This is a genomic window from Arthrobacter sp. TE12231 (assembly GCF_054062895.1).
In genome coordinates this window covers 2772464-2799146 of record NZ_JBSSFS010000001.1, presented here as the reverse complement: position 1 = coordinate 2799146, position 26683 = coordinate 2772464, and the positions used below count along the sequence as shown (strand labels likewise).

Annotated in this window: 24 protein-coding genes; 18 read left to right on the top strand and 6 right to left on the bottom strand. The window is 67.2% G+C overall.

The annotated features are described in order from the left end of the window. From ACVWYS_RS12645 to ACVWYS_RS12620, 6 genes are all read left to right on the top strand, one after another. Positions 1-2250, top strand: coding sequence for an acetyl/propionyl/methylcrotonyl-CoA carboxylase subunit alpha (locus tag ACVWYS_RS12645; RefSeq protein WP_456509847.1), 2250 nt, complete (start codon positions 1-3; stop codon positions 2248-2250). Positions 2251-2313: 63 nt separating this feature from the next. Beyond that, the gene (locus tag ACVWYS_RS12640) at positions 2314-3477 is read left to right on the top strand and encodes an acyl-CoA dehydrogenase family protein (protein ID WP_116768225.1); all 1164 of its coding nucleotides are present in this window, start codon (positions 2314-2316) and stop codon (positions 3475-3477) included. 39 nt (positions 3478-3516) lie between these two features. Next, entirely contained in the window at positions 3517-4317 is an 801-nt protein-coding gene (locus tag ACVWYS_RS12635) for a CoA transferase subunit A (protein ID WP_456507122.1), read from the top strand. Positions 4318-4319: 2 nt separating this feature from the next. Beyond that, complete coding sequence (locus ACVWYS_RS12630; protein WP_116768223.1) at positions 4320-5081, top strand: CoA transferase subunit B; 762 nt, start codon at positions 4320-4322, stop codon at positions 5079-5081. Continuing rightward, entirely contained in the window at positions 5078-5650 is a 573-nt protein-coding gene (locus ACVWYS_RS12625; RefSeq protein WP_456507121.1) for a MaoC family dehydratase, read from the top strand. Before ACVWYS_RS12630 ends, ACVWYS_RS12625 begins: the two co-directional genes overlap by 4 nt. Beyond that, complete coding sequence (locus ACVWYS_RS12620; protein WP_456509846.1) at positions 5647-6486, top strand: HpcH/HpaI aldolase/citrate lyase family protein; 840 nt, start codon at positions 5647-5649, stop codon at positions 6484-6486. The genes ACVWYS_RS12625 and ACVWYS_RS12620 overlap by 4 nt, the downstream gene beginning before the upstream one ends. Before the next feature lie 151 nt (positions 6487-6637). Here the strand turns inward: ACVWYS_RS12620 and ACVWYS_RS12615 are convergent, their stop codons facing one another. Genes ACVWYS_RS12615 through ACVWYS_RS12605 form a run of 3 tightly spaced genes read right to left on the bottom strand, consistent with a single transcriptional unit; the run spans position 6638 to position 9436 of the window. After that, a complete protein-coding gene (locus tag ACVWYS_RS12615; protein WP_456507119.1) occupies positions 6638-7696 on the bottom strand; it encodes an ABC transporter substrate-binding protein in 1059 nt (352 codons plus the stop codon). Positions 7697-7699: 3 nt separating this feature from the next. After that, positions 7700-8593 (bottom strand): ABC transporter permease, encoded by an 894-nt coding sequence (locus ACVWYS_RS12610; protein WP_344363854.1) that lies wholly within the window; start codon positions 8591-8593, stop codon positions 7700-7702. A 24-nt stretch (positions 8594-8617) separates the two neighbouring features. After that, positions 8618-9436 (bottom strand): ABC transporter ATP-binding protein, encoded by an 819-nt coding sequence (locus ACVWYS_RS12605; RefSeq protein ID WP_456507118.1) that lies wholly within the window; start codon positions 9434-9436, stop codon positions 8618-8620. Between the two features lie 242 nt (positions 9437-9678). Between ACVWYS_RS12605 and ACVWYS_RS12600 the strand changes: the two genes are divergently transcribed. Next, entirely contained in the window at positions 9679-11460 is a 1782-nt protein-coding gene (locus ACVWYS_RS12600) for a sensor histidine kinase (protein ID WP_456509845.1), read from the top strand. Next, positions 11450-12112 (top strand): response regulator, encoded by a 663-nt coding sequence (locus tag ACVWYS_RS12595; protein WP_456509844.1) that lies wholly within the window; start codon positions 11450-11452, stop codon positions 12110-12112. Before ACVWYS_RS12600 ends, ACVWYS_RS12595 begins: the two co-directional genes overlap by 11 nt. Before the next feature lie 20 nt (positions 12113-12132). Here the strand turns inward: ACVWYS_RS12595 and ACVWYS_RS12590 are convergent, their stop codons facing one another. Then, complete coding sequence (locus ACVWYS_RS12590) at positions 12133-13611, bottom strand: lipase maturation factor family protein (RefSeq protein ID WP_456509843.1); 1479 nt, start codon at positions 13609-13611, stop codon at positions 12133-12135. 175 nt (positions 13612-13786) lie between these two features. Here ACVWYS_RS12590 and dxr point away from each other — a divergent pair, with 175 nt between their 5' ends. The 10 genes from dxr (at position 13787) to ACVWYS_RS12540 (ending at position 24749) form a co-directional block, all read left to right on the top strand. Next, positions 13787-14971: a 1-deoxy-D-xylulose-5-phosphate reductoisomerase gene (dxr, locus tag ACVWYS_RS12585; RefSeq protein WP_456509842.1), complete on the top strand. Its 1185-nt coding sequence runs from the start codon at positions 13787-13789 to the stop codon at positions 14969-14971. A 19-nt stretch (positions 14972-14990) separates the two neighbouring features. Then, a complete protein-coding gene (locus ACVWYS_RS12580) occupies positions 14991-16322 on the top strand; it encodes a M50 family metallopeptidase (protein ID WP_091249703.1) in 1332 nt (443 codons plus the stop codon). Positions 16323-16618: 296 nt separating this feature from the next. Continuing rightward, a complete protein-coding gene (locus ACVWYS_RS12575) occupies positions 16619-17266 on the top strand; it encodes a MarR family transcriptional regulator (protein ID WP_456507114.1) in 648 nt (215 codons plus the stop codon). Next, on the top strand, positions 17263-17769 hold the full coding sequence (locus ACVWYS_RS12570; RefSeq protein ID WP_456507113.1) for a hypothetical protein: 507 nt from the start codon (positions 17263-17265) through the stop codon (positions 17767-17769). Before ACVWYS_RS12575 ends, ACVWYS_RS12570 begins: the two co-directional genes overlap by 4 nt. Before the next feature lie 57 nt (positions 17770-17826). Beyond that, complete coding sequence (locus ACVWYS_RS12565; protein WP_091249712.1) at positions 17827-18120, top strand: YciI family protein; 294 nt, start codon at positions 17827-17829, stop codon at positions 18118-18120. A gap of 49 nt (positions 18121-18169) precedes the next feature. Next, positions 18170-19336, top strand: coding sequence for a flavodoxin-dependent (E)-4-hydroxy-3-methylbut-2-enyl-diphosphate synthase (gene ispG, locus ACVWYS_RS12560; protein WP_091249715.1), 1167 nt, complete (start codon positions 18170-18172; stop codon positions 19334-19336). Next, positions 19299-20186: a GNAT family N-acetyltransferase gene (locus ACVWYS_RS12555; RefSeq protein ID WP_456509064.1), complete on the top strand. Its 888-nt coding sequence runs from the start codon at positions 19299-19301 to the stop codon at positions 20184-20186. The genes ispG and ACVWYS_RS12555 overlap by 38 nt, the downstream gene beginning before the upstream one ends. A 434-nt stretch (positions 20187-20620) precedes the next feature. Then, positions 20621-22432, top strand: a complete 1812-nt coding sequence (locus ACVWYS_RS12550; protein WP_456507112.1) for a proline--tRNA ligase — start codon at positions 20621-20623, stop codon at positions 22430-22432. A gap of 13 nt (positions 22433-22445) precedes the next feature. Further along, the gene (locus ACVWYS_RS12545; protein WP_456507111.1) at positions 22446-23240 is read left to right on the top strand and encodes a sulfite exporter TauE/SafE family protein; all 795 of its coding nucleotides are present in this window, start codon (positions 22446-22448) and stop codon (positions 23238-23240) included. Between the two features lie 99 nt (positions 23241-23339). After that, positions 23340-24749, top strand: a complete 1410-nt coding sequence (locus ACVWYS_RS12540) for a pyridoxal phosphate-dependent decarboxylase family protein (protein WP_456507110.1) — start codon at positions 23340-23342, stop codon at positions 24747-24749. Here ACVWYS_RS12540 and ACVWYS_RS12535 read toward each other — a convergent pair. Both ACVWYS_RS12535 and ACVWYS_RS12530 read right to left on the bottom strand, forming a co-directional pair. Next, entirely contained in the window at positions 24746-25885 is a 1140-nt protein-coding gene (locus ACVWYS_RS12535) for an aminoglycoside phosphotransferase family protein (RefSeq protein ID WP_456507109.1), read from the bottom strand. The two genes, ACVWYS_RS12540 and ACVWYS_RS12535, sit on opposite strands and share 4 nt — an antisense overlap. A 51-nt stretch (positions 25886-25936) precedes the next feature. Next, the gene (locus ACVWYS_RS12530; RefSeq protein WP_116768786.1) at positions 25937-26665 is read right to left on the bottom strand and encodes a VIT1/CCC1 transporter family protein; all 729 of its coding nucleotides are present in this window, start codon (positions 26663-26665) and stop codon (positions 25937-25939) included. Positions 26666-26683: the final 18 nt, after the last annotated feature.

Genomic DNA, 26683 nt, shown 5'->3' with positions numbered 1-26683 from the left:
ATGACCACCACTTCAACGCCCACTACTTCTTCACCCACGACTTCACCAGCGACTGCACCGTTGGCTTCTTCGCCGGCCGCCGCCCCCGTAGCCGGGACGCCGCAGGCCGGGGAGCCTCTGTTCGGCACGGTCCTGGTCGCCAACCGCGGCGAGATCGCCTGCCGCGTCATCCGGACCCTGCGCGCCCTGGGCATCCGTTCGGTGGCGGTCTATTCTGACGCCGACGCCGGTGCCCGCCATGTGCGCGAGGCCGACGTCGCGGTCAGGATCGGCCCGGCCGCCGCGACCGAGAGCTACCTGAAGATCGAGGCCATCATCCAGGCCTGCCGGGACACCGGGGCCGAGGCCGTGCACCCGGGCTACGGCTTCCTGAGCGAGAACGTCGACTTCGCGCGTGCGCTGGCGGACGCCGGGATCACGTTCATCGGCCCCGGCGTGGAATCCCTGAACGTCATGGGCGACAAGATCCGCTCCAAGAACCACGTCACCGGCTACGGGGTCCCGGTGGTCCCGGGCATCGCCGAACCGGGCATGAGCGACGCGCAGCTGATCCAGGCCGCGGCCGGTGTCGGCTTCCCGCTGCTGATCAAGCCCTCCGCCGGCGGCGGCGGGAAGGGCATGCACATCGTCGAACGGCCCGAGGACCTCGAAGCCACCCTGGCCACCGCCCGGCGCGTCGCGGCCAGTGCCTTCGGCGATGACACCCTCTTCCTGGAACGGCTCGTGACCACCCCGCGGCACATCGAGGTCCAGGTCCTCGCCGACAACCACGGCAACGTCATCCACCTCGGGGAGCGCGAGTGCTCCCTGCAGCGCCGCCACCAGAAGGTCATCGAGGAAGCCCCGTCCCCGCTGCTGGAATCCCTGCCCGACGGCGCGGCCATCCGTGCCCGTCTCGGCGAAGCCGCTTGCAATGCCGCGCGCAGCGTCAACTACTCCGGCGCCGGCACTGTCGAATTCCTGGTCTCTGACAACGCCCCGGACGAGTTCTTCTTCATGGAAATGAACACGCGGCTGCAGGTCGAACACCCCGTCACCGAGATGGTCACCGGCATCGACCTCGTCGAATGGCAGGTCCGCATCGCCGCCGGCGAGGAACTCACCGTCCGCCAGGACGACGTCGTCCTCACCGGCCACTCGGTCGAAGCACGCGTCTATGCGGAAATCCCGGAAAGGAACTTCCTGCCCTCCGGCGGGCGGGTCGTGCTTCTGGACGAACTGCCCGCTGACTCAGCAGGTTCAGCAGGCCGCGTCCGGGTGGATTCGGCGCTGATCGAAGGCCTGGAAATCTCCTCCAGCTACGACCCCATGATCTCCAAAGTCATCGCGTGGGGAGAGAGTCGGGCCGCTGCCCTCGACACGCTCGACGAGGCGCTGGCCGGGTACACCGCGCTGGGGATCGACACCAACGTCGAATACCTGCGCCTGCTGATCAACGACGCTGACGTCCGCGCCGGCCGGCTCGACACGGGCCTGATCGAACGCAGGATGCCGGAGTTCAGCTTCCGCCATGCGGGTGACTTCGAGGTGGCCGCCGCTGCCATTTACGTCGCTTCCCTGCAGGAACATGATGCCCAAACCGAGGGGAAAGGCCCGTGGGACCTCCGCGACGGGTGGAGGCTTGGCGCTCGCGCCCCACGGCGGATCAGCCTGGGAACACCCGACGGCGGTGTCGCCACGGTAGAGGTGTTCGGCGTGGTGGGGCAGGGCACGGCGAGGGTGAGTATCGACGGAGGGGCGCAGCGCACGGCATCACTCCGTTTTTCCGCCCGGGACCACGCCGAGTTGGTTCTCGGCGGCGAAGCCCTGGTCTACTCGCTTGCGCCGGTGTTTACCGGACCCGTTCGGGACAATGCGACGCCCGCGGAGATCTTCCTCGGCAACGAGGGCTGGTCCTGCCGCCTCGAAGTACTTACCCGCGAAGCGCGGCTGGCCCGCGTGCTGGCAGCGATCGAGCGCGAGGAAGGCGCCGCGGACCCCGCAGTGCGCTCACCGATGCCCGGGACCGTGGTGTCCGTGTCCGTCAGTAACGGCGACACCGTGGAGGCAGGCCAGGTTCTGCTCGCGGTGGAGGCCATGAAGATGGAACACCAGCTCGTGGCACCCCTGGACGGCACCGTCCACATCAGCGTCGGGTCCGGCGACCTCGTGAAGGCAGACCAGGTGCTCGCCACCATCCACCCGCCCGAAGCCTCCCGAGCCGAGGACACCATCGAGGAAGCCGTCATCGCGATGGGCGCGGCGGAATAGCTGCCACAGCTTCAACACCAGGCCACAGTTTTTAGACAGCAACACAGACAAAGGAGTCACCCCATGCCAGATTTTGAGCTCAGCGAGGACTACCAGGTCCTCAGCGACACCGTCCGCGAATTCGCCGACGAAGTGGTAGCCCCGGTCTCCGCCAAGCACGACGAAGAACACAGCTTCCCCTACGAAATCGTCTCCCAGATGGCGGATATGGGCCTGTTCGGCCTGCCGTTCCCGGAGGAGTTCGGCGGCATGGGCGGGGACTACTTCGCCCTGGCGCTGGCCCTGGAACAGCTCGGACGGGTGGACCAGTCCGTCGCGATCACCCTGGAGGCGGGGGTGTCCCTCGGAGCCATGCCGATCCACCGCTTCGGCAACGCCGCCCAAAAGGAGGAGTGGCTGCCGCTGCTGGCCTCCGGAAAGGCCCTCGCCGGCTTCGGCCTGACCGAGCCCGAGGCCGGGTCCGACGCCGGCGGCACCAAGACCACCGCGAAGTTGGGCGGAGGGGAGTGGGTCATCAACGGCAACAAGGAGTTCATCACCAACTCCGGCACGGACATCACCAGGCTCGTCACCGTCACCGCGGTGACCGGCCAGGATGAGCGCCCGGACGGCAGCATCAAGAAGGAAATCTCCACCATCCTGGTGCCCACCAACACACCGGGTTTCAAGGCGGAGAAGGCCTACAACAAGGTCGGCTGGAACGCCTCGGACACCCACCCGCTGACGCTCGACAACGTCCACGTCCCTGAGGAAAACCTGCTCGGCACCCGGGGCCGCGGCTACGCGAACTTCCTGTCCATCCTCGACGAGGGCCGGATCGCGATCGCGGCACTGGCCGTCGGCGCGGCCCAGGGCTGCGTGGACCAGTCCGTGAAATACGCCAAGGAACGCAGCGCATTCGGGCAGAACATCGGCAAGTACCAGGCCATCGCGTTCAAGATCGCCCGGATGGAAGCACGGGCCCACACCGCCCGCCTTGCCTACTACGACGCGGCCGCCAGAATGCTCGCCGGCAAGCCGTTCAAGACGCAGGCGGCCATCGCTAAGATGGTCGCAGGCGAGGCAGCCATGGACAACGCGCGGGACGCCACCCAGGTGTTCGGCGGCTATGGCTTCATCAACGAATTCACCGTGGCACGCCACTACCGCGACTCCAAGATCCTCGAAGTCGGCGAGGGCACCACGGAGGTCCAGCTGATGCTGATCGCCCGCGAACTGGGTCTCTGACCCGCCCGCTGGCCGCAACCGTCGAGGGAAGGATCACTGATGATCAACAAAGTTGTTGCCAGCGCTGCCGAGGCCGTCGCGGACATCCACGACGGCGCCTCGCTCGCCGTCGGCGGTTTCGGGCTGTGCGGCATTCCGGTCGCCCTGATCGAGGCCCTGCACCGGGGCGGCGCCACGAACCTGGAGACCGTCAGCAACAACTGCGGGGTGGACGACTGGGGCCTTGGGATCCTGCTCAAAGACGGCCGGATCCGGCGCACGATCAGTTCCTACGTGGGGGAGAACAAGGAGTTCGCCCGGCAATACCTCGCCGGCGAACTGGAGGTGGTCCTCACCCCGCAGGGAACCCTGGCCGAAAAACTGCGCGCCGGCGGCGCCGGCATTCCCGCCTTCTACACACCGGCCGGCGTCGGAACGCAGGTGTCCGACGGCGGGCTGCCGCAGAAGTACGACGCCGGGGGCAACGTCGCGATCGCCTCAGCTCCGAAGGAAGTCCGCAGCTTCCACGGCACGGACTACGTGCTGGAGGAATCACTGACCCCCGACTTCGGACTCGTGCACGCCTGGAAGGGTGATCGGCACGGCAACCTCGTCTTCCACGCGACCGCCATGAACTTCAACCCGCTGTGCGCGATGGCCGGGAGGATAACGATCGCCGAGGTCGAGGAACTCGTGGAACCAGGGGAGCTGGACCCGGAGCACGTCCACGTCCCGGGAATCTTCGTCCAGCGCGTGGTGCTGGCCCCGCACGGCGAAAAGCGCATTGAAAAGCGGACGGTGGCAGTGGCCTCCGGCGCCTCCGGCGCAACAAGACAGTTACCAGAACAGGCAGGAGCATAGTCGTGGAAACGAACAACGCCCAGGGCGCCCCGCCCCGTCCCGAAGCCGTCCGCCACGAATACCGGCCCGCGGCCGTCGAACATCCCGCCGGTGTTGAGAGCAAGGGCTGGACCCGCAATGAACTGGCCGCCCGGGTGGCGCAGGAACTGCACAACGGGCAGTACGTCAACCTCGGCATCGGGATGCCGACCCTGATCCCGAACTACATCCCGGCCGGGGTCGAGGTGGTGCTGCACTCCGAGAACGGCATCCTCGGTGTCGGGCCGTACCCGGCGGACGAGCAGGTGGATCCGGACCTGATCAACGCCGGCAAGGAAACCGTCACGGTCAACAAGGGCGCCGCGTTCTTCGATTCCGCCGCTTCCTTCGGCATGATCCGGGGTGGCCACGTCGACGTCGCCGTGCTCGGCGCCATGGAAGTCGCCGCGAACGGCGACCTCGCCAACTGGATGATCCCCGGGAAAATGGTCAAAGGCATGGGCGGCGCCATGGACCTCGTCTTCGGTGCCAAAAAGGTGATCGTGATGATGGATCACGTGGACCGCAACGGCAAGCCGAAAATTGTGGAGGCCTGCACGCTGCCGCTGACCGGCAAAGGCTGCGTGGACCGGATCATCACCGACCTCGCCGTGATCGACGTCGTGACCGACGGCGGGCAGTCCCGGCTGGTGCTTCGCGAACTGGCACCGAACGTGTCCGTGGAGGACGTCGTGGCGGCCACCGGAGCCGAACTCTTCGAGGAAGACCAGGAACTGACCGTATGAGTGACACCGGCACGACATCGCCAGGCACTGGCACAAGCACAGGCACCGGCAACCCCCGGGTGATTGAACAGCGCGGCCTCTATTTCGACGAGCTGGAAGAGGGCGTGGTCTACGCACACCGGCCCGGCCGGACCGTCACCGAGACGGATAACGTCCTCTTCACCACCATGACGATGAACACCCAGGCGCTGCACCTCGACGCGGCCTGGAGCGCCGGGCAGCCGTTCGGCCAGCGGCTCATGAATTCGATGTTCACCCTGGCCACCGTCGTGGGCCAGTCCGTGCCCCAGCTGACCCAGGGCACCATCATCGCCCAGCTCGGCCTGACGGACGTGTCCTTTCCCCGCCCGCTCTACCACGGGGACACCCTGTACACGGAGACGGTGGTCACCGCGAAAAGGCTGTCCGCGTCCCGCCCCGGCCAGGGCATCGTGACCATGCAGCACACCGGGCGCAACCAGCACGGCGACGTGGTGGCCCTCGCCGCCCGCAGCTGCCTGATGTGGACACGCGAGGCTCACGCCGCTGCCGAGCTGGAAGCGGCGCGAAAGGGGACAATAGAGACATGAGTTTCCTGATGGGTCCCGCCCTGCTGTTCTGCCCCGCCGACCGCCCCGAGCGGTACCAAAAAGCCGCCGAGCGCGCCGACACCGTGATCGTGGACCTCGAGGACGCCGTCGCCCCCGCCGACAAACAGCGGGCCCGCGGCGCCATCCTCGCCCAGCTCGGCGCCGCCGGCGACGTTCCGGAACTGGATCCGAGCCGCACGATCATCCGGGTCAACCCGGCCGGCACGGACGAGTTCGAAAAAGACATGCACTGCCTCAAGCACACGCCCTACCGGCACATCATGCTGGCCAAGGCCGAGAACGCCGCACAGCTGAAGGAACTGGAGGGGTACAGCGTCATCGCCCTCTGCGAGACGGCCGTCGGCGTCCTCAACGCCGCCGCCATCGCCGCCGAACCCAACGTGGTGGCGCTCATGTGGGGTGCGGAAGACCTTCTGGCGTCGCTCGGCGGGACCTCCAGCAGGACGGAGAACGGTGATTACCGGGCCGTCGCGCTGCACGCCCGTTCCACCGTGCTCCTGGCCGCCGGCGCTTTCGGCAAGGACGCGATCGACGCCGTCTACGTCAACATCCCGGACCTCGCCGGGCTCGCGCTCGAGGCCCGCGACGCCGTGGCCTCGGGATTCTCCTCCAAGGCCTGCATCCACCCTGACCAGGTGGCCGTCGTCCGTGAAGCCTACGCCCCAACCGAGGCCGAGGTCGCGGCTGCCGCCGAGCTGCTCGACGCTGCCGCCGCCGCAGGCACGGGAGTCTTCCAGTTCAAGGGCAAAATGATCGATGGCCCCATCCTCAAGCACGCCGAGTCCACCCTCCGCCGGGCCGGGCGCACGGTCTAGGAACTCCCGCAACGACGTGGCGGGTGCGTTCCGGGATTCGTCCCGGGACGCACCCGCCACCTCATGTGTGCCTGGGTATCCTTCCCCAGTTTCCCCGGTCCGGCTGCCTCTGGTTCGCGGCCGCTACTTCCGAGGTGCTACTTAGGAGCCGCTACTTCTCTGCCGGGACCTTGTCGGCAAACGCCGTGGTGTAGGTCTTGCTCAGGTCGATGGATGAGCCTTTGCCCTTGACGTTGGTGGAGTATTTGTCCAAGATGCTGAGCACGTTCTTGGCGCCGTCGGCGTCCATCTTTCCGTCCTTGTTGAACATCGTTTTGGTGTCGTTGATGGATTTCTCATAGAGCGCCTGTCCGGCGTTGGCGTATTCCTTGGGCATCTTGGCGGCGATCTCCGCGGCGCTGTGGCTATTGATGAACCGGAGGGCGCCCACGAAGGCGTTGACCACCTTCTGGACCGTTTGCGGGTTCTTCTGCACGAAGTCGCAGCTCATGTACACCGACGCGGCGGGATAGAGGCCGCCGAGCGCCTTGCGGGTTCCCTCCTCCGTGCGCATGTCGATCATCACTTTGCCCTTGCCGGTTTCAACGAGCTGGGCGATGGTGGGATCGGTGGTCATGCCCGCATCGATGCCATTGTTGTCCATGGCCGCGATGAAGGTCTGGCCGGCACCGACTTTGGCCGGGGTATAGCTCTTCACACCGGCCTGGCCGGCGAGGGCCTGGGTCAGGAAGTCGGTGGAGGACCCCAGCGACGTGATGCCCAGGTTTCGGCCCTCAAAGTCAGCCGCCGTCGTGATGGTGCCGGCCTTGCTGGTGGAGACAACCTCGGCCTCGCCGGGGATGTTCGCCAGCTGCACCACGGAGGTGATGCACTGTCCCTTGGCCTGCAAATCGATGGTGTGGTCATAGAACCCCTCAACGCCTTGTGCATTGCCGGTCAGCAGCGAGTTCTCCGCAGTGGCGCCGGATTGCTCGCCGAGGAGGTTGACTTTGACCCCTTCCTTTTCGAACAGGCCCAGTCCCTCGGCAAGCTTGGCAGGCATGTAGATGACCTTTTCCAGGCCGCCCACAATGATGTTGACTTCCGGTGTGCTGGCGCTGTCCACCGAGGCCGCCCGCGAATCCTGGCAGCCGCTGACTCCCGCGGCGACCGCGATGGTGAGAAGGACGGCTGATGCCTGGACACTACGTCGCTGTAGTTTCGTTTTCATGGTTTAGATTCCCTTGATCTGAGTCTGGGCCTGAGACGGCCGCCATTTGAGGAGCTTGTTTTCTGCAGTGGTAATGACGGATTCCGCCAGCAGCGCCACCACGGTGACGATGATCATGCCGGCGTAAATACCCGCCGAGTCGAACGTGCCCTGGGCGTTGGCGATCAGCATGCCCATGCCGTGCTTCGCCCCGGCGTACTCGCCCACGATCGCGCCGATGAGCGCGAACCCGAATGCCGTGTGGAGTGAGGAAAGAATCCAGGTGGTGGCACTGGGAAGCACGATCGACGTCAGGATCTTGCGTTTGCCTGCTCCGAGGATCCGCGCGTTGTTGACCACGTTGCCGTCCACTTCCCGGGCGCCGGTAAAGGCGTTGAAGAACACCGCGAAGAACACCAGGACCACCACCGTGGCAATTTTGGAGCTGATGCCGAAACCGAACCAGATGATGAACAGCGCGGCGAGGACGATGCGCGGGACGGCGTTGGCGGCCTTGATGAACGGTGAAAAGACTTCCGCCATGTAGTGGCTTCGGCCCAAGAGGACGCCGAGCACGATTCCGGCGACCGTGCCAATGGCGAAGCCGGCCGTGGCCTCCAGCACGGTATAGCCGATGTTCTCCCACACCGAGCCGAACTGGGTGCCGGAGGCAAACCATTGGATCAGCCGGTCCCAGATCAGTGACGGCTTGGAGTAGAAGAACGGGTCGATCAGATAGGTGGCAGTCAGTTCCCAGCTGCCAAGCCACACTGCGACGATCACTGCGCGCAAGGCCCACACCTTGTAACCGGCATTTCGTCTGGACCTGCGGGCACCGGCGAGCAAGCCGGCTTCGTTCTCGGCGCTGAGCTCCTGCCCCCGTGCGGCGGGCGGGGCGCTGATGGTGGGTGACGTCATCGTCGTTGTCCTAACTGGTTGCGTTTACTTTGCATCGGGTTGCCCGGCGGTGGCCCTGGCCTGTTCCACTTCGTCGCGCAGGCTGTCCCAGACCTGGCGGTAGATGGCCAGGAACTCGGGCGTGAGCCGGACCTCCTCCACATCGCGGGGACGGGGAAGGTCCACCCTGAATTCCGCTTTGATGGTGGCGGGGCTAGCCGTCATGACCACCACCCGGTCAGCAAGGGCAATGGCCTCTTCGAGGTCGTGGGTGACGAAAACAACGGCGGCGTCGCTGCCGCCCCAAAGCCGCAGGAGTTCCTGTTGCATGAGCTGGCGGGTCTGGACGTCCAGGGCGCTGAACGGTTCGTCCATCAGCATGATCTCGGGTTCGTTGACCAGCGTCTGGGCCAGCGCGACCCGCTTCCGCATGCCGCCGGAGAGCTGGTGCGGGTAGTACTTTTCAAACCTTCCCAGTCCAACCCGCTCCACCCATTCCCGGGCCTGGATGCGGGCGTCGGCCTTCGACGCTCCCCGATAGCGGGGGCCCGAGGCCACGTTGTCCAACACTGTCTGCCACGGAAGGGTTGCGTCGGCCTGGAACATATACCCGACCCGGGCCGGGATGCCGGTCACCAATTCACCCCGAACATACGTTTCGCCTTCCGAGGCGGGCTGCAGGCCGGAGACCAAGGACAAGGTGGTGGATTTGCCACAGCCGGTGGGGCCGACGACGGCGACGAACTCCCCGGGGGCAACAGCCAGGTTCACATCGCGGATGGCCGTATGGATGCCCCCGCCGTTCTTCGGGAATCTCTTCGTCGCCGCCCTCAACTCAATCAGCGGCGCCTTATTGGCTGGCATGGTGTCTCCTTCGTCACTTTGCGTTGCTGCGGCGCAGGCCCGGAATTCGGTTGCCTGTGCGCCACGTCACACGACGCTACGGCGTGAAATCGACGTCGTCGCCCTTTAGCTCCATTGCCGCTAAACAACCCTTTATGCACCTTGTGCGCTTTGTGCTCACGCGCCAGTGGTGCCCGGGGGGCAATGGCCCTAACGTTGTCCCGGGTCACCGGGGTCCGGTGCGGAACGTGAATGAGGAGCCGGTGGAAGCAGTGGACAGTGTTGTCCCGGAGGTGGGGGACCGCCGGGCGGTGCACCGGTCAGGGTTGGCGTTTTCGACCAGGATGCTGGTCCTTCAGCTCGCCGTTGTGGCTTTGGTGATTATCCTGACCGCGGGCGTCTATGGCTGGCTGACCTATCAGCGGCTCAGCGATGAGATCGGATCGAAATCCCTGGCGGTGGCGCAGAGCCTCGCGGTGGAGGAACCCATCCGCAAGGAACTTGGCGCTGTCGCCACGGCTGACCTCATCCCGGGGAACTCCACGCTGCGCACAGGGCCCGTCCAGCAACTGGCCGAAGTCCTCCGGGACCGGACTGACGCCTTGTTCGTCGTGGTCACGGACAGGTCCGGCCTGCGCTGGTCACATCCCAACCCGGCCGAGCTCGGCCGGCCGGTGAGCACCAGCCCGGATGCCGCCCTCTCTGGACAGGAGATCACCGTCCAGGAGACCGGAACCCTCGGGCCTTCCGTTCGCTCGAAAGTCCCGGTCTGGTCCGCCGACGGCCGGTCCATTGTCGGCGAGGTCAGCGTCGGTTTTTCCACCCGAGACGTGCTCGCGGGCTTGCAGGCCGCCATCCTCCCCATCCTCGGAGTTGCCGCTGTGGCCCTGACACTCGGCACTGCCGGAACGGCCCTCCTGAGCCGGCGGCTGCGGACCGACACACTGGGCCTGGAACCTGCTGAGATCGGCGAGCTTGTGCAGGACCAGGCAGTGGTGCTCTACGGTGTCGACGAAGGTGTGCTGGGCATCGCTGAAGACGGTCGTGTCACCATCTGCAACGGGAAGGCCCGCCGCCTTCTGGGCCTGGCGGGAACATCCGGCCGCACGTTGGCGGAACTCGGACTCCCGTCCAGGGTGCTGGCTCTGCTCGAACCCGCCAACGCCGACGGAAACAAGAGCGTTCAGATGATGGTGAACGGCTCCGTGCTGATCATGACGGCTCGCAAGGTGGTGCGGGGCCGGCGGAAACTCGGCTGGGTCCTGATGGTCCGGGACCGGACGGACGTCGAGGCACTCAGCCGCCAACTGGATGCCGTGGGGGCGCTCTCCACCGCGTTGAGGGCCCAACGCCACGAATTCGCCAACCGGTTACATGCCGTTTCGGGGTTGCTGAACGTCGGCCGCGCGGACGAGGCGGCCAGCTACCTGCAGGCAACGCTGAAATCGGGCCCCTTGAAGTACCCGGTGGACTTTGCGGGCAAGCTTGAGGACACCTACCTCCAGGCGTTCATTGGCGCGAAGGCGCTGCGGGCGGCGGAGCTGGGCGTGCCCCTCCGCCTGGGCGACGCCACCTTGATCACGGGGACGGTATCCGATCCGCAGAACGTCACGACGGTCCTGGGGAACCTGGTGGATAACGCGGTGGCGGCCGCCGTGCGGGGGGCGTGCCTGGACCGTTGGGTGGAAGTCGAGCTTCTCAGCGAGGACACCACGCTTCATCTCACGGTGGCTGATTCCGGGGACGGGCTGCAGGGGGTGGACCCTGAGGCGCCGTTCAAGGAGGGCTACTCGACCGCCGGACGGATGCTGGGCCAGGACCCGGAGCGGAACCCCGACCAGGGCCCGGCCGACTGGCTGGAAGCAGGAAACGCCGGGCAGGGCGAAGGGCTCGGGCTGACCTTGTCCCGCCAGATCGCGCGCAGCCGTGGCGGCGATGTCTGGGTGATTTCCCTCGGCGAGCCCGGCGGGCCGGGTGCCGTGTTTTGTGCCCGATTGCCTCGGGTCCTGGCAGTTAACGACGAAAGGACACGAATTGAAGGATGACCTGAGGGTCCAGATTGTCGACGACGACTTCCACGTGGCCCGGCTCCATGCCACCTACGTCAATGCCGCGCCCGGCTATCTGGCACTGGAACCGGTGGGGACAGGGGGAGCCGCCCTGGAGGCCATCCACGCATTCCGCCCGGATCTTGTCCTGGTGGACATCTACCTCCCGGACGGCAACGGGCTGGATATCCTGCGGGGGCTGGATATTGACGCCTTCGTTCTCAGCGCCGCGTCGGATCCTTCCTCCGTCCGCAAAGCCATGCGGAGGGGAGCCTTGGGATATCTCATCAAGCCCTTTTCGGAGAAGCAGCTCGCCGAAAAGCTCCGCGGCTATGCCCGTTACCGTCGCCTGCTCGCTTCGGAATCCGCATTGGACCAGGAGGTCCTGGAACGTGCCTTGCGCCAGCTGCACGCCTCGGATGCGCAAACTGCCAAGGCCCGCACCGTGACGGAGACCGCCGTCCTCGGTGCCCTGGGGAACACCCCGGGAGCCCTGACCGCGGTGGATGTTTCCGCAAGCGTCGGCATCTCCCGGGCAACAGCGCAACGTTATCTCTCCGCCCTGGTGGAGGACGGCTCCGTCGACGTCAACCTGCGCTATGGCACCACCGGACGACCGGAACACCGCTACAGTCTCCGGGCAACGTAGCGCCGCTGAGCCCGCCGGCGTCAGTCGTCCGGCGGCAGGGACAGCGGCGGAATCGATTCGTGCAACGGGATCCGGATCCAGCGCTGGCCCGTCTCCCGGAACTCCGCCCGGGTGGAGAAGCGGTACAGGTAGCTGCGGACCCGCACCCAGTGGGGGCGTTCGCCGTCGAACGGATCCATCCGCAGCAGGCGCAGGGTGGGGCGGTCGGCCTCCAGCAGCTTGGCCAGGAACGCGTAGAACCACCGCTCGTGCACGGTGCGCAACGGCAGGAACCACATCAGCCAGTCGAGGCGAAGGTGATAGGGCGCCCACTGGCGCGGGACCCGTCGGACATCCCCGGGCTTGCCGCGGAAGCCGTACTCCCGCCACTCCGCCGTGTCGTCGGGCTCCGCGGCGAGGGTTCCTTCCACCGCGATTTCAATCCGCTGCTTCGTGACCGTTCCGAAGGCGCCGTAGGCGTTCACGAGCTGCCAGCGGTTGAAGGCGGCGTTCATCAGCTGGTAATGGGAGAGCAGGTTCTCGATCGGGCGGTAGCTGAGCACGAGCAGCAGGACGGTGCCAAAGAGCACCACCACCAGCCACGCGACCGGCGCCTGGCTGCCGACGCCGGCGGGAGCGCCGGCTCCCCAGGCCTCCGAGTGCCAGTCGAGCGGAATCGCCGGGATCACGGCATGCGCCACCGGATCACTGACCGCGGCGAAGGCGAGCAGGATCGCCATCCAGTTGAGCCAGGCGAAGTTCCCGCTCGCCACCAGCCAGAGCTGGGTGAAGACAATGATGCCCGCGGCCACGCTGGCCAGCGGCTGCGGGGCAAAGAGGAAGAACGGCACCACCAGCTGGGCGAAATGGTTGCCCAGGACTTCCATCCGGTGCCACGCCTTGGGCAGCAGGTGCGCCTGCCGGCTGAGCGGGCCGGGCATCGGCTGGGTCTCGTGGTGGTAGTACAGGGCAGTCAGATCCCGCCACTCCCGCCCGCCCCGGATCTTGATCATGCCGGCACCGAACTCAAGACGGAACACCAGCCAGGCCAGCAGGATCAGGATGGTCCTGGGCGGGGGAGTCTGGTCGGAGCCGAGGAACGCCACGGTAAAGCCGGCCTCGAGCAGCAGCATCTCCCAGCCGAAGCCATAGAACGTTTGCCCCACGTTGACTATCGACATGTACAACAGCCACAGCGCCAGGAACGCCAGCAGGGGAACCCAGGGCGGCCCAAGCTGCGGCAACCCGAAGACAAGGGAGGCGGCAATCGCCATCCCGCCCCAGCACACCGCGCGCAGCAACCGGTCCGAGTAACGCCAGCTAAACAGGGTAGGCCTGCGCAGCCGGTTGGAACCGGCCAGGAAATCCGGGACCGGCAACAGCCCGCGCTCGCCGAGGAGGGCCGGGAACTGGTTGAGTGAGGAAAGGAACGCCACGAAGTACAGGGTGGCGACGCCGCGCTGCAATACCTGCCGGGCGAACTCGTACTCCGGCGCGTCCAGCCAGGCCGTCCACTCCACGATCCCCACGTTACGCCTGCGGTTCCCGGCGTCAACGTCCTGTCGCAGGCAGAACCATGCGGGCGCCGACTGCGCACTTCGCGGCAGTGTTGCGCGCCGGGACTGCCGTGACATGCCAACCCGATACTGGCCGCGGCGCAACTTGAGCACGAGCGCGGTACGGGATACTTGAATCATGCAGCCGCGCAAGATCGTCATCCTCGGGTCCACCGGTTCCATCGGCACACAGGCGATTGACGTCGTCGACGGCGCCCCGCACCTTTTCGAGGTCGTCGCCCTCAGCGCCGGCGGCGGCAACCTCGAACTCCTGGCCCGGCAGGCCGTCCACACCCGCGCCCAGGCCATCGGCGTTGCCTCCGGGGACGCCTCCGCGCTCCGGGACATGATCCACGACGCCGCCCGCGCGGCAGGGCTCCTCGGGTACAGCCCCGAACTCATCACCGGACCCGACGCCTCCACCCGGATCGCGGAAATCACCGCTGACGTCATCCTGAACGGCATCACCGGCTCCATCGGGCTCGCCCCCACCCTGGCCGCCCTCAGATCCGGTGCCACGCTGGCCCTGGCCAACAAGGAGTCCCTGATTGTCGGCGGCTCGCTGGTCAAGGCCGCTGCCCGCGAGGGCCAGATCGTCCCGGTGGATTCGGAGCATTCGGCGATTGCCCAGTGCCTGCGCTCCGGCTCCGCAGCGGAAGTGGACCGGCTCATCCTCACGGCCTCGGGCGGGCCGTTCCGCGGCAGGACCCGGGACGAGCTCCACGATGTCTCGCCGCAGGACGCCCTGGCCCACCCCACGTGGGACATGGGCCTCATGGTCACCACCAACTCGGCAAGCCTCGTCAACAAGGGCCTGGAAGTGATCGAGGCGCACCTGCTCTTCGACATCCCGCTGGAGCGAATCGACGTCGTGGTCCACCCGCAGTCGGTGGTGCACTCCATGGTCCAGTTCGTCGATGGCTCCACGATCGCCCAGGCCTCGCCGCCGGACATGCGCCTGCCCATTGCCCTCGGTCTCGGCTGGCCGGACCGCGTCCCCGGCTCTGCCCGGGCCTGCGACTGGACCCAGGCCACCAGCTGGACCTTCGAGCCGCTGGACGCCGTGGCGTTCCCCGCAGTCGGCCTCGCCAAAGACGCCGCACGGCAGGGCAGCACCTTTCCGGCCGTGTTCAATGCCTCCAACGAGGAAGCCGTGATGGCCTTCCATGCCGGGCAGATCCGGTTCACCGACATCGTCGATACCATCGAAGCCGTCCTCAGCGAACACACAGGATCCTCCGGGCTGACGGTGGAGTCGGTACTGGATGCTGAAAGATGGGCACGCGCCCGCACCCACGAACGTTTAGCCGTCAGAAGCGTCTAGGAAGCAGCAGATCACGCACATGAGCCCCGTCCTCCTCTTCATCCTCGGTGTCGTCTTCGTGGCGATCGGCATCGCCGTGTCCATCGCCCTGCACGAAGTCGGGCACCTGCTGCCGGCCAAGCTGTTCAAGGTCCGCGTGACCAAGTACATGATCGGTTTCGGACCCACCGTCTGGTCCAGGAAGCGCGGCGAAACCGAGTACGGCCTCAAGGCCATCCCGCTGGGCGGCTACGTGTCCATGATCGGGATGTACCCGCCTAACAAGGAAGACGGCACGGTCCGCACGTCGAGCACCGGCATGTTCCAGTCCCTGGCCTCCGATGCCCGCTCCCTGGCCCATGAGGAAATCGGCCCGGGCGACGAGAAGAGGGTCTTCTACCGTCTGCCGGTCTGGAAAAAGATCATCATCATGCTCGGCGGCCCTGCAATGAACCTGCTGATCGGCGTCGTGCTGACCGGGGTGCTGCTGATGGGATTCGGCGTTGCCAGCCAGACCACCACCATCGCCGACGTCTCCAAATGCCAGGTCAAGGCGGGCGAGACCGTGGACCCGAATTCCGCCGCCTGCAAGCTCACCCCCGCGGCGGCGGCCGGGCTCAAGCCGAACGACACCATTACCTCCTTCGACGGCAAGGCCGTCACCAGTTGGGATGAACTCACCGGCTGGATCCGCGCCTCGGCGGGCAAACAGGTCAGCATCACCGTGCAGCGCGGCGGCGCCACGGTCACTGCCACAGTCACGCCTGTGCTCTCCTCCCGCCCGGTGATCGGCGCCGACGGCCGGCAGGCCAAGGACGCCGGCGGGAAGCTCCAGTACCAGGATGTCGGTTTCCTCGGCATCGGCGCCCAGACGGCACTCGTCCAGCAGCCGGCGTCTGCCGTGCTGCCCATGGCGGGGGAGAACATCAAGCAGGTTGCCGGGGTGATCGTGAACCTGCCGGACCGCGTGGCCGGCGTGGCCAAGGCGGCCTTCAGCGAGGAACCCCGGGACCCCAACGGGCCCATCAGCGTGGTGGGCGTGGGCCGCGTGGCCGGCGAGGTCGCCGCCATGGAGGACGTTCCGCTGCAGTCCCGCTTCGCCGCCCTGGTAGGTCTGCTGGCCGGACTCAACTTCGCCCTGGCCGTCTTCAACCTCATTCCCCTGCTGCCGCTGGACGGCGGCCATGTGGCCGGCGCGCTGTACGAGGGAGGCCGCCGCCAGGTCGCCAAGCTGTTCGGCCGTCCGGACCCCGGCGCCTTCGATATCGCCAAGATGCTCCCGGTGACCTACGTCGTGGCCGTCCTGCTGATGGGCATGGGCGCCCTGCTGATTTACGCGGACATCGTCAAACCGGTCAACCTCTTCGGGTGACGCGGCGGCCCCCGCGGCTGCGGAAATGTCCCGCGAGGTTCACTGGCTTTGTCCGCGTGCTGAGCCCTGCGGTCCGGGGGCACTTTGCCGCGGTCCGGCGGCGAAATGGACGAGGTCGCCCGGCGCTTCGTGTCGAAGTGCCCCCGGATGGTGCGCGGTCAGTCCAGGCCTGGCCGCCCGGCCTCGCCTTCTCAGCCCGCTTCCGCTGATTTTCCTTCATTAGCTTATTTCGGCTGATTATTAGTAATCAGTTGAAAATGATTGATTATTGAGAATCACCTCTCTAGGCTGGGGCCATGTACGTCATGACAATCGACCAGCGCGGCAGTACGGGCGACGTCGACCGGGTCCCCGACCTCCTGAAGGAATTGGGCGCGCTCTCCACCGCGGGGCGCTTTGAGCGCTCGGTGGGCGACGAGGTCCAGGGCGTCGTGGAACAGCCCGACGAGGTAGTGGAGATTGCCCTGCACGCCCTGCGCAGCGGTCGCTGGTACGTCGGGATCGGGGTGGGGGAGGTGGACCAGCCGCTGCCCGCCAGTCCGCGGGAAGGCTCCGGCCCTGCCTTCGTGGCAGCCCGGGCCGCAGTTGACCGGGCCAAGGCCGCGGCAGCCCACGTGCCGCTCGCCGTGGTCGCCGGCAGCGGCCGGCGGCCTGGTGCCTGCGCCAATGCGGAGGCGGTGCTGCGGCTGATCGGACGCCTGGTCCAGGACCGGACCGTGGCGCAGTGGAAGGTGGTGGATGTGCTGCGTTCGGTGCGGGACGGACAGTCCGGCAGTTCCGGCACGCACGGCACACAAAAAATCGCTGCGCAGAAACTCGGAATCACGGAGCAATCGGTGAGCCGCGCCGTCTTGCGCTCCGGCTGGCAGGAAGAATGGGCGGCGAGGCCGGCGGCCGCAACGCTGCTGTCCTTTGCCGACGACAGCACGGAAGGAGACCGGTGAACGCCCTCTGGATCACCCTGGCCCTGCTCACGGCCGGCTTCATCGGCTGGCCGGTCACCGCCTTGGTCTTCCGGCTCGCGCGGACCATTGACGACCGGGCCGACTCCGCGGGCGTCGCCGGCACTGGTGCCGGCGACGCTGGGGTCGTGGATCCGGCCGCAGACTCAACCGCCGACGGCGAGAGCTCCCAGCGCCCAGTGGACGCCGCTACTGCAGCAGACGCTGCCGCGCAGGCCGCCGCGGACGCTGACACGATCAGCAACGCGCGCATCCTGCGGGGCGGCGCCATTATCGGAGTACTGGAACGGTTCGCAGTGTGCCTGGCCATTCTCGCCGGCCAGCCCGTCGCCATTGCCTATGTCGTGGCCATCAAGGGCCTTGGCCGTTTCGCGGAGTTGAAAGCCACCCCGGTGGCCGCCGAGAGGTTCATCATCGGAACGCTGACGTCCCTGCTCTGGGCATCCGGCGTCGCCGCCCTGACCAAGGTCCTCTTCCTCGGCTGACCGGGTGCAGGACGGCCCCGGATGGGAACCGGGCAAACTGGGCGATAGTGTATCCATATGACTGTTTTTGCTGTGGAGTATGTGTACGACGCCGAATCTTCCGAGGTCCGCGATGCCAGCCGCCCGGCGCACCGCGCATGGACCGCGGAACTTGCCCGCGAGGGCGACCTGCTCGCGAGCGGCCCCTACGGCGATGGTGCGGGTGCGCTGCTCATCTTCAAGGCGGCCGACGAAGCGGCCCTGAATGACCTCCTGCGGCAGGACCCGTTCGCCGCCGCCGGTGCCATCTCGGGCACCCGCACCACTGTGTGGGCGCCGCTGACCGGTCTGCTGGCCGAGCACGCCGCCTAGCCCGTTCCGCCCCCGCCTTCGATACCTCGATACCAAAAAGGGAGTCCACGTGACCTCGGTCAGCCTGGGAATGCCGTCAGCACCGCCCCCCGTCCTTGCCCCCCGCCGGAAGACGCGCCAGATCAAGGTCGGATCTGTGGGTGTCGGTTCCGACTCGCCCATCAGCGTCCAGTCCATGACCACGACGCCGACCACGGACATCAACGCCACCCTGCAGCAGATCGCTGAGCTCACCGCGTCCGGCTGCGACATCGTGCGCGTCGCCTGCCCGTCTGCCGACGACGCCGAGGCGCTGCCGATCATCGCCAAGAAGTCCCAGATCCCGGTGATCGCGGACATCCACTTCCAGCCGAAGTACGTCTTCGCCGCAATCGAGGCCGGCTGTGCCGCCGTGCGCGTGAACCCGGGTAACATCCGCAAGTTCGATGACCAGGTCAAGGAAATCGCCCGCGCCGCGAAGGACCACGGCACCTCCATCCGGATCGGCGTCAACGCCGGATCCCTGGAACCCGGCATCCTGAAGAAGTACGGCAAGGCCACCCCGGAAGCCCTCGTCGAATCCGCCGTCTGGGAAGCCTCGCTCTTTGAAGAGCACGGATTCCACGACTTCAAGATCTCCGTCAAGCACAACGACCCCGTCATCATGGTGGCCGCCTACGAGATGCTGGCTGAAAAGGGCGACTGGCCGCTGCACCTCGGCGTCACCGAGGCCGGACCGGCATTCCAAGGCACCATCAAGTCGGCCACCGCGTTTGGCGCCTTGCTCTCCCGCGGGATCGGCGACACCATCCGCGTCTCCCTCTCGGCCCCGCCGGTCGAGGAAATCAAGGTGGGCAACCAGATCCTGCAGTCGCTCAACCTGCGTCCCCGCAAACTGGAAATCGTCTCCTGCCCGTCCTGCGGCCGCGCCCAGGTGGACGTCTACACGCTCGCCGAACAGGTCACCGCAGGCCTGGAAGGCATGGAGATCCCGCTGCGCGTGGCCGTCATGGGTTGCGTCGTGAACGGTCCCGGCGAGGCCCGCGAGGCCGACCTCGGTGTCGCCTCGGGCAACGGCAAGGGCCAGATCTTCGTGAAGGGCGAGGTCATCAAGACTGTCCCCGAGGACCAGATTGTTGAGACACTGATCGAAGAAGCCATGCGTATCGCTGAAGAGATGGGGGACGCCGATGGCGAAGATGCTGTCAAGGGTAGCCCCGTGGTTAGCGTCTCGTAGGGACGGCGCCACTCCCGGCGTCGTAGTCCGCGTCCTCGGTGGCGCGGACACCGGACAATTGCTGGCGCTGGCTCATCGGGACGCCGTCGCCAATGTCTTTATCCTGTCGCACCTGGAGTCCGCGGGTACGGCATCCCCCACGGCAGGGGGCGCCAGTATCTTTGGCGTGTTCGACGGCGGCACGCTTCTCGGCGCCTGCTGGGCCGGCGCCAACCTGGTGCCGGTGCAGCTGGACCCGGACCTCGCCGGTGTCATGGCCATGGCCGCGCACCGTTCCGGGCGCCGCTACGCTTCGATTTTTGGCCCCGCCGAGACCGTCCTGGCCCTCTATACGGCCCTGGAGCAGCTCGGCCAGTCAGCCCACGAAATCCGCGACGACCAGCCCCTGCTGACCATCCAAGGCCCGCCCGCCGTCCGGCCCGAGCCCGCGCTGGGCTTTGGCCAGTTGGCCGACTTCGACAAGATCCTGCCCGCCTGCGCCGCGATGTTCGAGGAAGAAGTGGGATACTCGCCCTACCTTGGCGGCAGGGAGTATTACAGCCGTCGCGTCAAGAGCCTCATCCGTCAGGGCCATTCGCTCGTGCACCTCAGCGCCGACGGCGAGGTGATCTTCAAGGCTGAACTGGGCGCCGTCACACCGGAAGTCACCCAGGTTCAGGGTGTCTGGATGAATCCCGAGTTCCGCGGCCTGGGCCTGAGCGCGGGCTATATGGCTGCCGTCGTCGTCCTCGCGCAGACCCTGGCGCCGGTCACCAGCTTGTACGTCAACGAGTTCAACACCAAGGCGCGCGCCACCTACGACCGTGTGGGCTTCCGCCAGGTGGGCACGTTCGCTACAGTGCTCTTCTAGCGTTCGGTGCGCCGCGGAGTTTCCACACTTTCAACGGCAGTCGCCGGGCCCGGAAAGAATTTATCCGGTTGCAGACTCTTGATTCCCGGCCCTCTGTCACATAGGTTCTACCTAGCCGTGTCGCATAGGCGCGCACACTCCCCGGCGCAAACTCCGGGGAGGGCAACGCCTGGAGGCGACACCAAGTAGCTCACAGCCTGAGATCTGGGGGTGCTGGGGCCACGGAGCCACGCCATGACGGGATGACCAGCTGGAAACGGCCAGGGGCTTCCATCAGTCATGGCGTGGCTCTTCCACGTTCTTGCATGTCATGAGCGCTGCCGCCGCAGGGCGCTGCGGTAAGCGGGGGCCATCCGGACGGTAGATTAGTATCTAGATGCTTTTCCGGTTTTCCCGGCTATGCCCGCACTTCCCCAGAAACGGATACCCCACCTGTGGTCCTTCGACTCTCCCAGCTGTTCCTGCGCACCCTGCGCGAAGATCCCGCCGACGCCGAGGTGGCCAGCCACCGGCTCCTGGTCCGGGCCGGATACATCCGGCGGGCCGCGCCGGGCATCTACACCTGGCTGCCGCTGGGGCTGAGCGTGCTGCGCAAGGTGGAGCAGATCATCCGCGAGGAAATGTCCGCCATCGGCGCCCAGGAAGTCCACTTCCCGGCACTGCTGCCCAAGGAGCCCTACGAGGCCACCAACCGCTGGACCGAATACGGCGAGGGCATCTTCCGGCTCAAGGACCGCAAGGGCAACGACTACCTGCTGGCCCCCACCCACGAGGAAATGTTCACCCTTCTGGTCAAGGACCTGTACTCCTCGTACAAGGACCTGCCGCTGAGCATCTACCAGATCCAGAACAAGTACCGCGATGAGGCGCGTCCGCGGGCGGGCCTGCTGCGCGGCCGCGAATTCATCATGAAGGACTCCTACTCCTTCGACGTCGACGACGCCGGCCTGGACGCCAGCTATGCGGCGCACCGCGGCGCTTACCTGAAGATCTTCGAGCGTCTCGGCCTTGAGGTCATTCCCGTCGCTGCCACCGCCGGCGCCATGGGCGGGTCCAAGAGCGAGGAATTCCTGCACCCCACCGAGATCGGCGAGGACACCTTCGTGCGTTCCGCCGGCGGCTACGCAGCCAACGTCGAGGCCGTCACCACCGTGGTCCCCGCGGAGATCGACTTCAGCAACGCCCCGGCCGCGGAAGTCCGGGACACCCCGGATACGCCCACCATCGACACCCTCGTGGATGCCGCCAACGTGCTGGCTCCGCGCAGCGAGGCCGACGGCGGCGCCTGGACAGCCGCGGATACGCTCAAGAACGTCGTGCTCGCCGTGACGCTGCCGACCGGCGAACGCCAGATCGTGGTCATCGGCGTGCCCGGTGACCGCGGCGTCGACCTCAAACGCGTCGAAGCCAACATCGGTGCGTTCCTGCCCATCGCCGGTGAGATCACCCTTGAGGCCGCCGGCGAGGAAGACCTCAAGAAGCAGCCGCTCATCGTCAAGGGCTACCTTGGCCCCGGCCTGTCCCTCGAGGCCCCGCTGCTCGGCACCGAGGGTGCCGCAAAACTGCTCTACCTCGTGGATCCCCGTGTCGTCAGCGGTACGGCCTGGGTAACCGGCGCCAATGAGGCCGGCAAGCACGTCTTCGGCCTGGTCGCAGGCCGCGACTTCGGCTGGGACGGCGTCATCGAGTGCACCGAGGTGCGTGCCGGCGACGAGGCGCCCGACGGCTCCGGACCGCTCGAAACCGCCCGTGGCATCGAAATGGGCCACATCTTCCAGCTGGGCCGGAAGTACGCCGAGGCACTGGACCTGAAGGTCCTGGACCAGAACGGCAAGCAGGTCGTGGTGACCATGGGCTCCTACGGTGTCGGCGTGACGCGTGCCGTCGCGGCCCTCGCCGAATCCAACCACGATGACAAGGGCCTGGTCTGGCCGCGCTCCGTCGCCCCGGCCGATGTCCATGTGGTGGCCGTGGGCCGCGGCGAGGAAATCTTCGCGGCCGCGGAAAAGCTGGCCCTGGAGCTTGAAGCCGCCGGCCTCGACGTCATCTACGACGACCGTCCCAAGGTATCCCCGGGCGTGAAGTTCGGCGACGCCGAACTCGTCGGCGTGCCGACCATCCTCGCCGTCGGGCGGGGACTCGTGGACGGCGTCGTGGAGATCAAGGACCGCCGCAGCGGCAATGCCGAAAACGTGGCCGTTGACAAGGCTGTTGACTACGTGGTCAACGCCGTCCGCAACAGCTGACGCCGCGTAGGTAGTGGTCTCAGGACTCGAGTCGATCCAGCTCGGTACCGTCATCCTGATCGTCGTGGCGGGTCTGGCGGCGGGCTGGGTCGACGCCGTCGTGGGGGGCGGCGGTCTCATCCAGCTTCCGGCCATGCTGCTGGTACCGGGCATCAGCCCGGTGCAGGCGCTGGCCACGAACAAGATGGGCTCCATCTTCGGCACCACCACGAGCGCTGTCACGTACTACCGCCGCGTCCGACCCGATTTGCGTACCGCCCTGCCCATGGCGGTGATCGCGATGGCGGGCAGCTACGGCGGTGCGGTGCTGGCCGCCAACCTGCCGGCAAGCGTATTCAAGCCGATCATCGTGGCGGCGCTGATCGCCGTCGCGCTGTTCACCGCCTTCCGGCCCAACGTCGGTGAGCTGACCAGGCTGCGCCATTCGGGGCACCGGCACTACGTGGTGGCCTGCCTGATCGGCGGCGTGATCGGCTTCTACGACGGGCTGATCGGTCCGGGCACCGGCTCCTTCCTGATCATCGCGCTGGTCTCCGCCATGGGCTACGCCTTCCTGGAAGCCAGCGCCAAGGCCAAGATCGTGAACATGGCCACGAACGCCGGCGCCCTGCTGTTCTTCATACCGCACGGTGCCGTGCTGTGGGGACTCGGGTTGCTCCTGGGCATGGCAAACATGGCCGGCGGCTACATCGGAGCCCGGACAGCCGTCAAACAGGGGAACAGATTCATCCGGATCGTGTTCCTTGCCGTGGTCGGAGCACTGATCGTCAAGCTCGGTTCGGATGTCTGGCAGGACAACTTCGCCTAGCACCCACGCCCGCGCGCACGCCTGCGCGCGGGCCGGCACGCGGGAGCCCCCTCCCGCGGGGGACTCCCAGTCCGGTGGCCCCGGGCGTAGCATGCAGCTATGTCAGCAGGCGAGGAACGCTATCGGGATGCCCTCGAGGCCGCGGCCGGGCACGCACGCCAGTGGCTCGAGAGCCAGGGAACACGCCGAATCGGGCCGCAGGCCACCGCGGCCGAGCTCGCGGCCGATTTCGGCGGCCCGCTGCCCGAACAGGGCATGCCGGCCGCAGAAGTGGTGGACTATCTCGCGGCCAAGGCCGAACCGGGGCTCATGGCGATGCCGTCCGGGCGGTTCTTCGGCTGGGTCATCGGCGGCACTTTGCCGGCCGCGCTGGCGGCGGACTGGCTGGTCAGTGCCTGGGACCAGAACGCGGGGCTGCGTTTCGCCACCCCCGCCACGGCCGCCATCGAAGAGGCCGCCGGCAAATGGATCCTTGAGCTTCTGGGCCTTCCCGAAGAGTCCGACGTCGGCTTTGCCACCGGCGCCACCATGGCCAACTTCACCGGGCTCGCCGCCGCCCGGTGGCGGCTCATGGCCGACGCCGGCTGGGACCTCGACGGCGACGGGCTCGCCGGTGCGCCCCGGATCCGCTGCTTCGTGGGGCAGGAACGGCACGACACCATCGACCTCGGCCTGCGCTACCTGGGCTTGGGACGTCCCACAGTGGTGCCGTCGGACCGCCAGGGACGCATCATCCCGGCGGAGCTGGATTGCGCCCTGGACCTTGCGCTCAGCGCGGGGGAGGGCGGTCCGGTCCCGGCCCTCGTGTGCCTGCAGGCCGGCAACCTGCATTCGGGCGCCTTCGACCCCTTCGCCGAGGCTATTGCCGTCGCAAAAGCGCATGGCGCCTGGGTGCACGTGGACGGCGCCTTCGGGCTCTGGGCTGCGGCCGTGCCGGAACTATCCGCACTGACTGCCGGGCTCCGGCTGGCCGACTCGTGGGGGACGGATGCGCACAAGACCCTCAACGTGCCCTATGACTGCGGGATCGCGATCGTGCGCGACGCCCGGGCGCTGCGTTCGGCGATGGGACTGCACACGAGCTACCTGATCCAGGCCGCGGACGGTGCCGGGGACCCGTTCGAGAGCGTGCCGGAGCTGTCCCGCCGTGCGCGCGGCGTGCCGGTGTGGGCGGCGCTGAAATCGCTGGGCCGCGACGGCGTCGCCGGCCAGGTCCGCACGCTCGTGCTGCGGGCCGCGCAATTAGCGGAACAGCTTGCTGCGCTGGAGGGCGTCGAGGTGCTCAACGACGTCGACTACACCCAGGTTTCCCTGGCCTTCGGGGACGACGCCGTGACACGCGCAGTGACGGAGCGGATCATCAGCGACGGCCGGGTCTGGATGTCCGGTTCGCGCTGGCAGGACCGCGATATCCTTAGGATTTCGGTGAGCAACTGGAGCACGGACGACGCCGACGTCAGAGTTGCCGTCGACGCCGTCCGCGACGCACTGGCGGCCGTCCGGGGCTAACCGGCCGCCGTTCCGGCTGCTTCCCCGGGCACTTCTCCAGGCCCTTCCCCATGCGCTTCTCCGGGGGCTGGGAGTTCCTGTGGAGCGGGGAGCCCGGGAAGGGTCCGGCCCGCCAGCGTGCTCGCCACCCACAGCGAACGCGCCAGATCGCCTTCATGATGTCGCTTAGAGGCATACCAGAGGGCGTTATCGACCTCGCGCGCCAGGCTCCACTGCCGGGCGGCTTCGGCGTCGAGACCGGCTGCCTGGCTGAAATCCCGGCAGCGCGCGAGCAGCGCCCGTCCCGGATCCTTCTGCGGTAACTCCCGGAGCCTGTTCCATAACACCGGGGCCACGGAATACTCCGCCTCGCCGATCATGGGCTGCGGATCGATCGCGGCGTAACGCTCCGCTAGCCCTGCCGGTCCCTCCTGCCCGATGCCGGCCTCCGGGATGCCGGGCCGGGCCAGAATGTTCAGGTAGTGCAGGTCCGCATGGACCAGCACGTCCGTGCCGGACCGCCTGCCCACGGCGCCGCGCGTCTGGCAGACCTCAAGCGCTGCTTCGAGCAGCCAGCGGGGGAACGGCTGCGCCAAGTGCTCCCACGTCTCGGGGAATTCATCGCTCCACTGTTCGGCCCGCGCCGCCACGTGGTCGATTTCCTGCCACTCGGGCCGATCATCGGGGACGACGCTCAGTTCGCGGACCACCGCGCCCCACACCGGCACCGCGGTTTCGAGCGGGCCGTCCTGGAGGGAGCGGCCGGCGTCCAGCCGCTCCAGGAGCAGGGCGCAGGATCCGGCGTCGGCGGCCAGCAACCGGACGGCGCCGCGGCCTCCCCACAACGCGAGGGCGTGGCGTTCCCTCGTGGCTTCCTCATGAGGGAAAGCCACCTTGAGGACGGCATCATTGCCGGCATGGCCGGCGTTGCCATTGCCGGTGGACTCATCCCTGTGCCGGCGCCGCACGGGGATGGCGACGCCGCCGTGACCGCTCCAGGGCAGGGCGCCCGGCGCCAGGTCCGGCACAAGTTCCCACTGGTCCAGACGTTGTCCGATCAGCCCGGGAAGGGATGCCAGCCAGTCGCGTCCGGCAGCCGTGCGGTTGTAGCGGCGGGAAAGATCGGGCGGAATGGGGACGTCTGGGATCGGGCTCACGGGACCTATCGTAGATGCCCGGCGTGGGGCTCCGGACGTGGGGCCCGGGGATTAGACGACGCCGCTCGCGCCGAGCCAGTTGCCGATCACGAATGTGGCCACGAGTGCCAAGGCACCGCCAATCACCACGCGGACGGCTGCCTTGAGTTTCGAGCCGCCGCCGATCCACGCGCCCACAGCACCGGTGGCCGCCAGCGCCACAAGCACGGCCACGAAGGTCAGCGGGATCCTGATGCTTTCCGGCGGCAGCAGGATGGCCAGCATGGGAAGGATCGCGCCGGCCAGAAATGCGATGGCAGAGGCGAAGGCCGCATGCCACGGGCTGACGATGTCTGTCTCATCGATGTGGAGTTCGGCTGAGAGGTGGGCGCCAAGGGCATCGTGGGCCGTGAGCTCCCTGGCTACCGTGCGTGCCGTCTCGGAGCTGAGGCCCTTGCCCTGGTAGATCGCGGCGAGCTCTTCGAGTTCCTCCTCCGGTTGTTCCTCCAGCTCCCGGCGTTCCTTCTCGATCAAGGCATGCTGGCTGTCTTTCTGGCTGCTGACGGAAACGTATTCACCGAGGGCCATCGAGATCGCACCGCCCACGACTCCCGCGGCGCCCGCGATCAGGATCGGCCCGGTTTCAGTCGTGGCGCCGGCGACGCCGACGACGATAGCGGCGACGGAGACGATGCCGTCGTTGGCTCCCAGGACACCCGCACGGAGCCAGTTCAGGCGGTGCGCTATGTCGTTGTGGTGGGGCTCGTTCTCATGAAGGGTCGGGGTGCCTGTCGTGTCCATGACTACAGCAAATCACCC

What these genes read in the sequence shown, in the direction of transcription:
- ACVWYS_RS12645 (WP_456509847.1), top strand. Translation starts at nt 1, where the DNA reads ATGACCACCACTTCAACGCCCACTACTTCTTCACCCACGACTTCACCA.
- ACVWYS_RS12640 (WP_116768225.1), top strand. Translation starts at nt 2,314, where the DNA reads ATGCCAGATTTTGAGCTCAGCGAGGACTACCAGGTCCTCAGCGACACC.
- ACVWYS_RS12635 (WP_456507122.1), top strand. Translation starts at nt 3,517, where the DNA reads ATGATCAACAAAGTTGTTGCCAGCGCTGCCGAGGCCGTCGCGGACATC.
- ACVWYS_RS12625 (WP_456507121.1), top strand. Translation starts at nt 5,078, where the DNA reads ATGAGTGACACCGGCACGACATCGCCAGGCACTGGCACAAGCACAGGC.
- ACVWYS_RS12620 (WP_456509846.1), top strand. Translation starts at nt 5,647, where the DNA reads ATGAGTTTCCTGATGGGTCCCGCCCTGCTGTTCTGCCCCGCCGACCGC.
- ACVWYS_RS12615 (WP_456507119.1), bottom strand. Translation starts at nt 7,696, where the DNA reads ATGAAAACGAAACTACAGCGACGTAGTGTCCAGGCATCAGCCGTCCTT.
- ACVWYS_RS12610 (WP_344363854.1), bottom strand. Translation starts at nt 8,593, where the DNA reads ATGACGTCACCCACCATCAGCGCCCCGCCCGCCGCACGGGGGCAGGAG.
- ACVWYS_RS12605 (WP_456507118.1), bottom strand. Translation starts at nt 9,436, where the DNA reads ATGCCAGCCAATAAGGCGCCGCTGATTGAGTTGAGGGCGGCGACGAAG.
- dxr (WP_456509842.1), top strand. Translation starts at nt 13,787, where the DNA reads ATGCAGCCGCGCAAGATCGTCATCCTCGGGTCCACCGGTTCCATCGGC.
- ACVWYS_RS12580 (WP_091249703.1), top strand. Translation starts at nt 14,991, where the DNA reads ATGAGCCCCGTCCTCCTCTTCATCCTCGGTGTCGTCTTCGTGGCGATC.
- ACVWYS_RS12575 (WP_456507114.1), top strand. Translation starts at nt 16,619, where the DNA reads ATGTACGTCATGACAATCGACCAGCGCGGCAGTACGGGCGACGTCGAC.
- ACVWYS_RS12565 (WP_091249712.1), top strand. Translation starts at nt 17,827, where the DNA reads ATGACTGTTTTTGCTGTGGAGTATGTGTACGACGCCGAATCTTCCGAG.
- ACVWYS_RS12555 (WP_456509064.1), top strand. Translation starts at nt 19,299, where the DNA reads ATGCTGTCAAGGGTAGCCCCGTGGTTAGCGTCTCGTAGGGACGGCGCC.
- ACVWYS_RS12540 (WP_456507110.1), top strand. Translation starts at nt 23,340, where the DNA reads ATGTCAGCAGGCGAGGAACGCTATCGGGATGCCCTCGAGGCCGCGGCC.
- ACVWYS_RS12530 (WP_116768786.1), bottom strand. Translation starts at nt 26,665, where the DNA reads ATGGACACGACAGGCACCCCGACCCTTCATGAGAACGAGCCCCACCAC.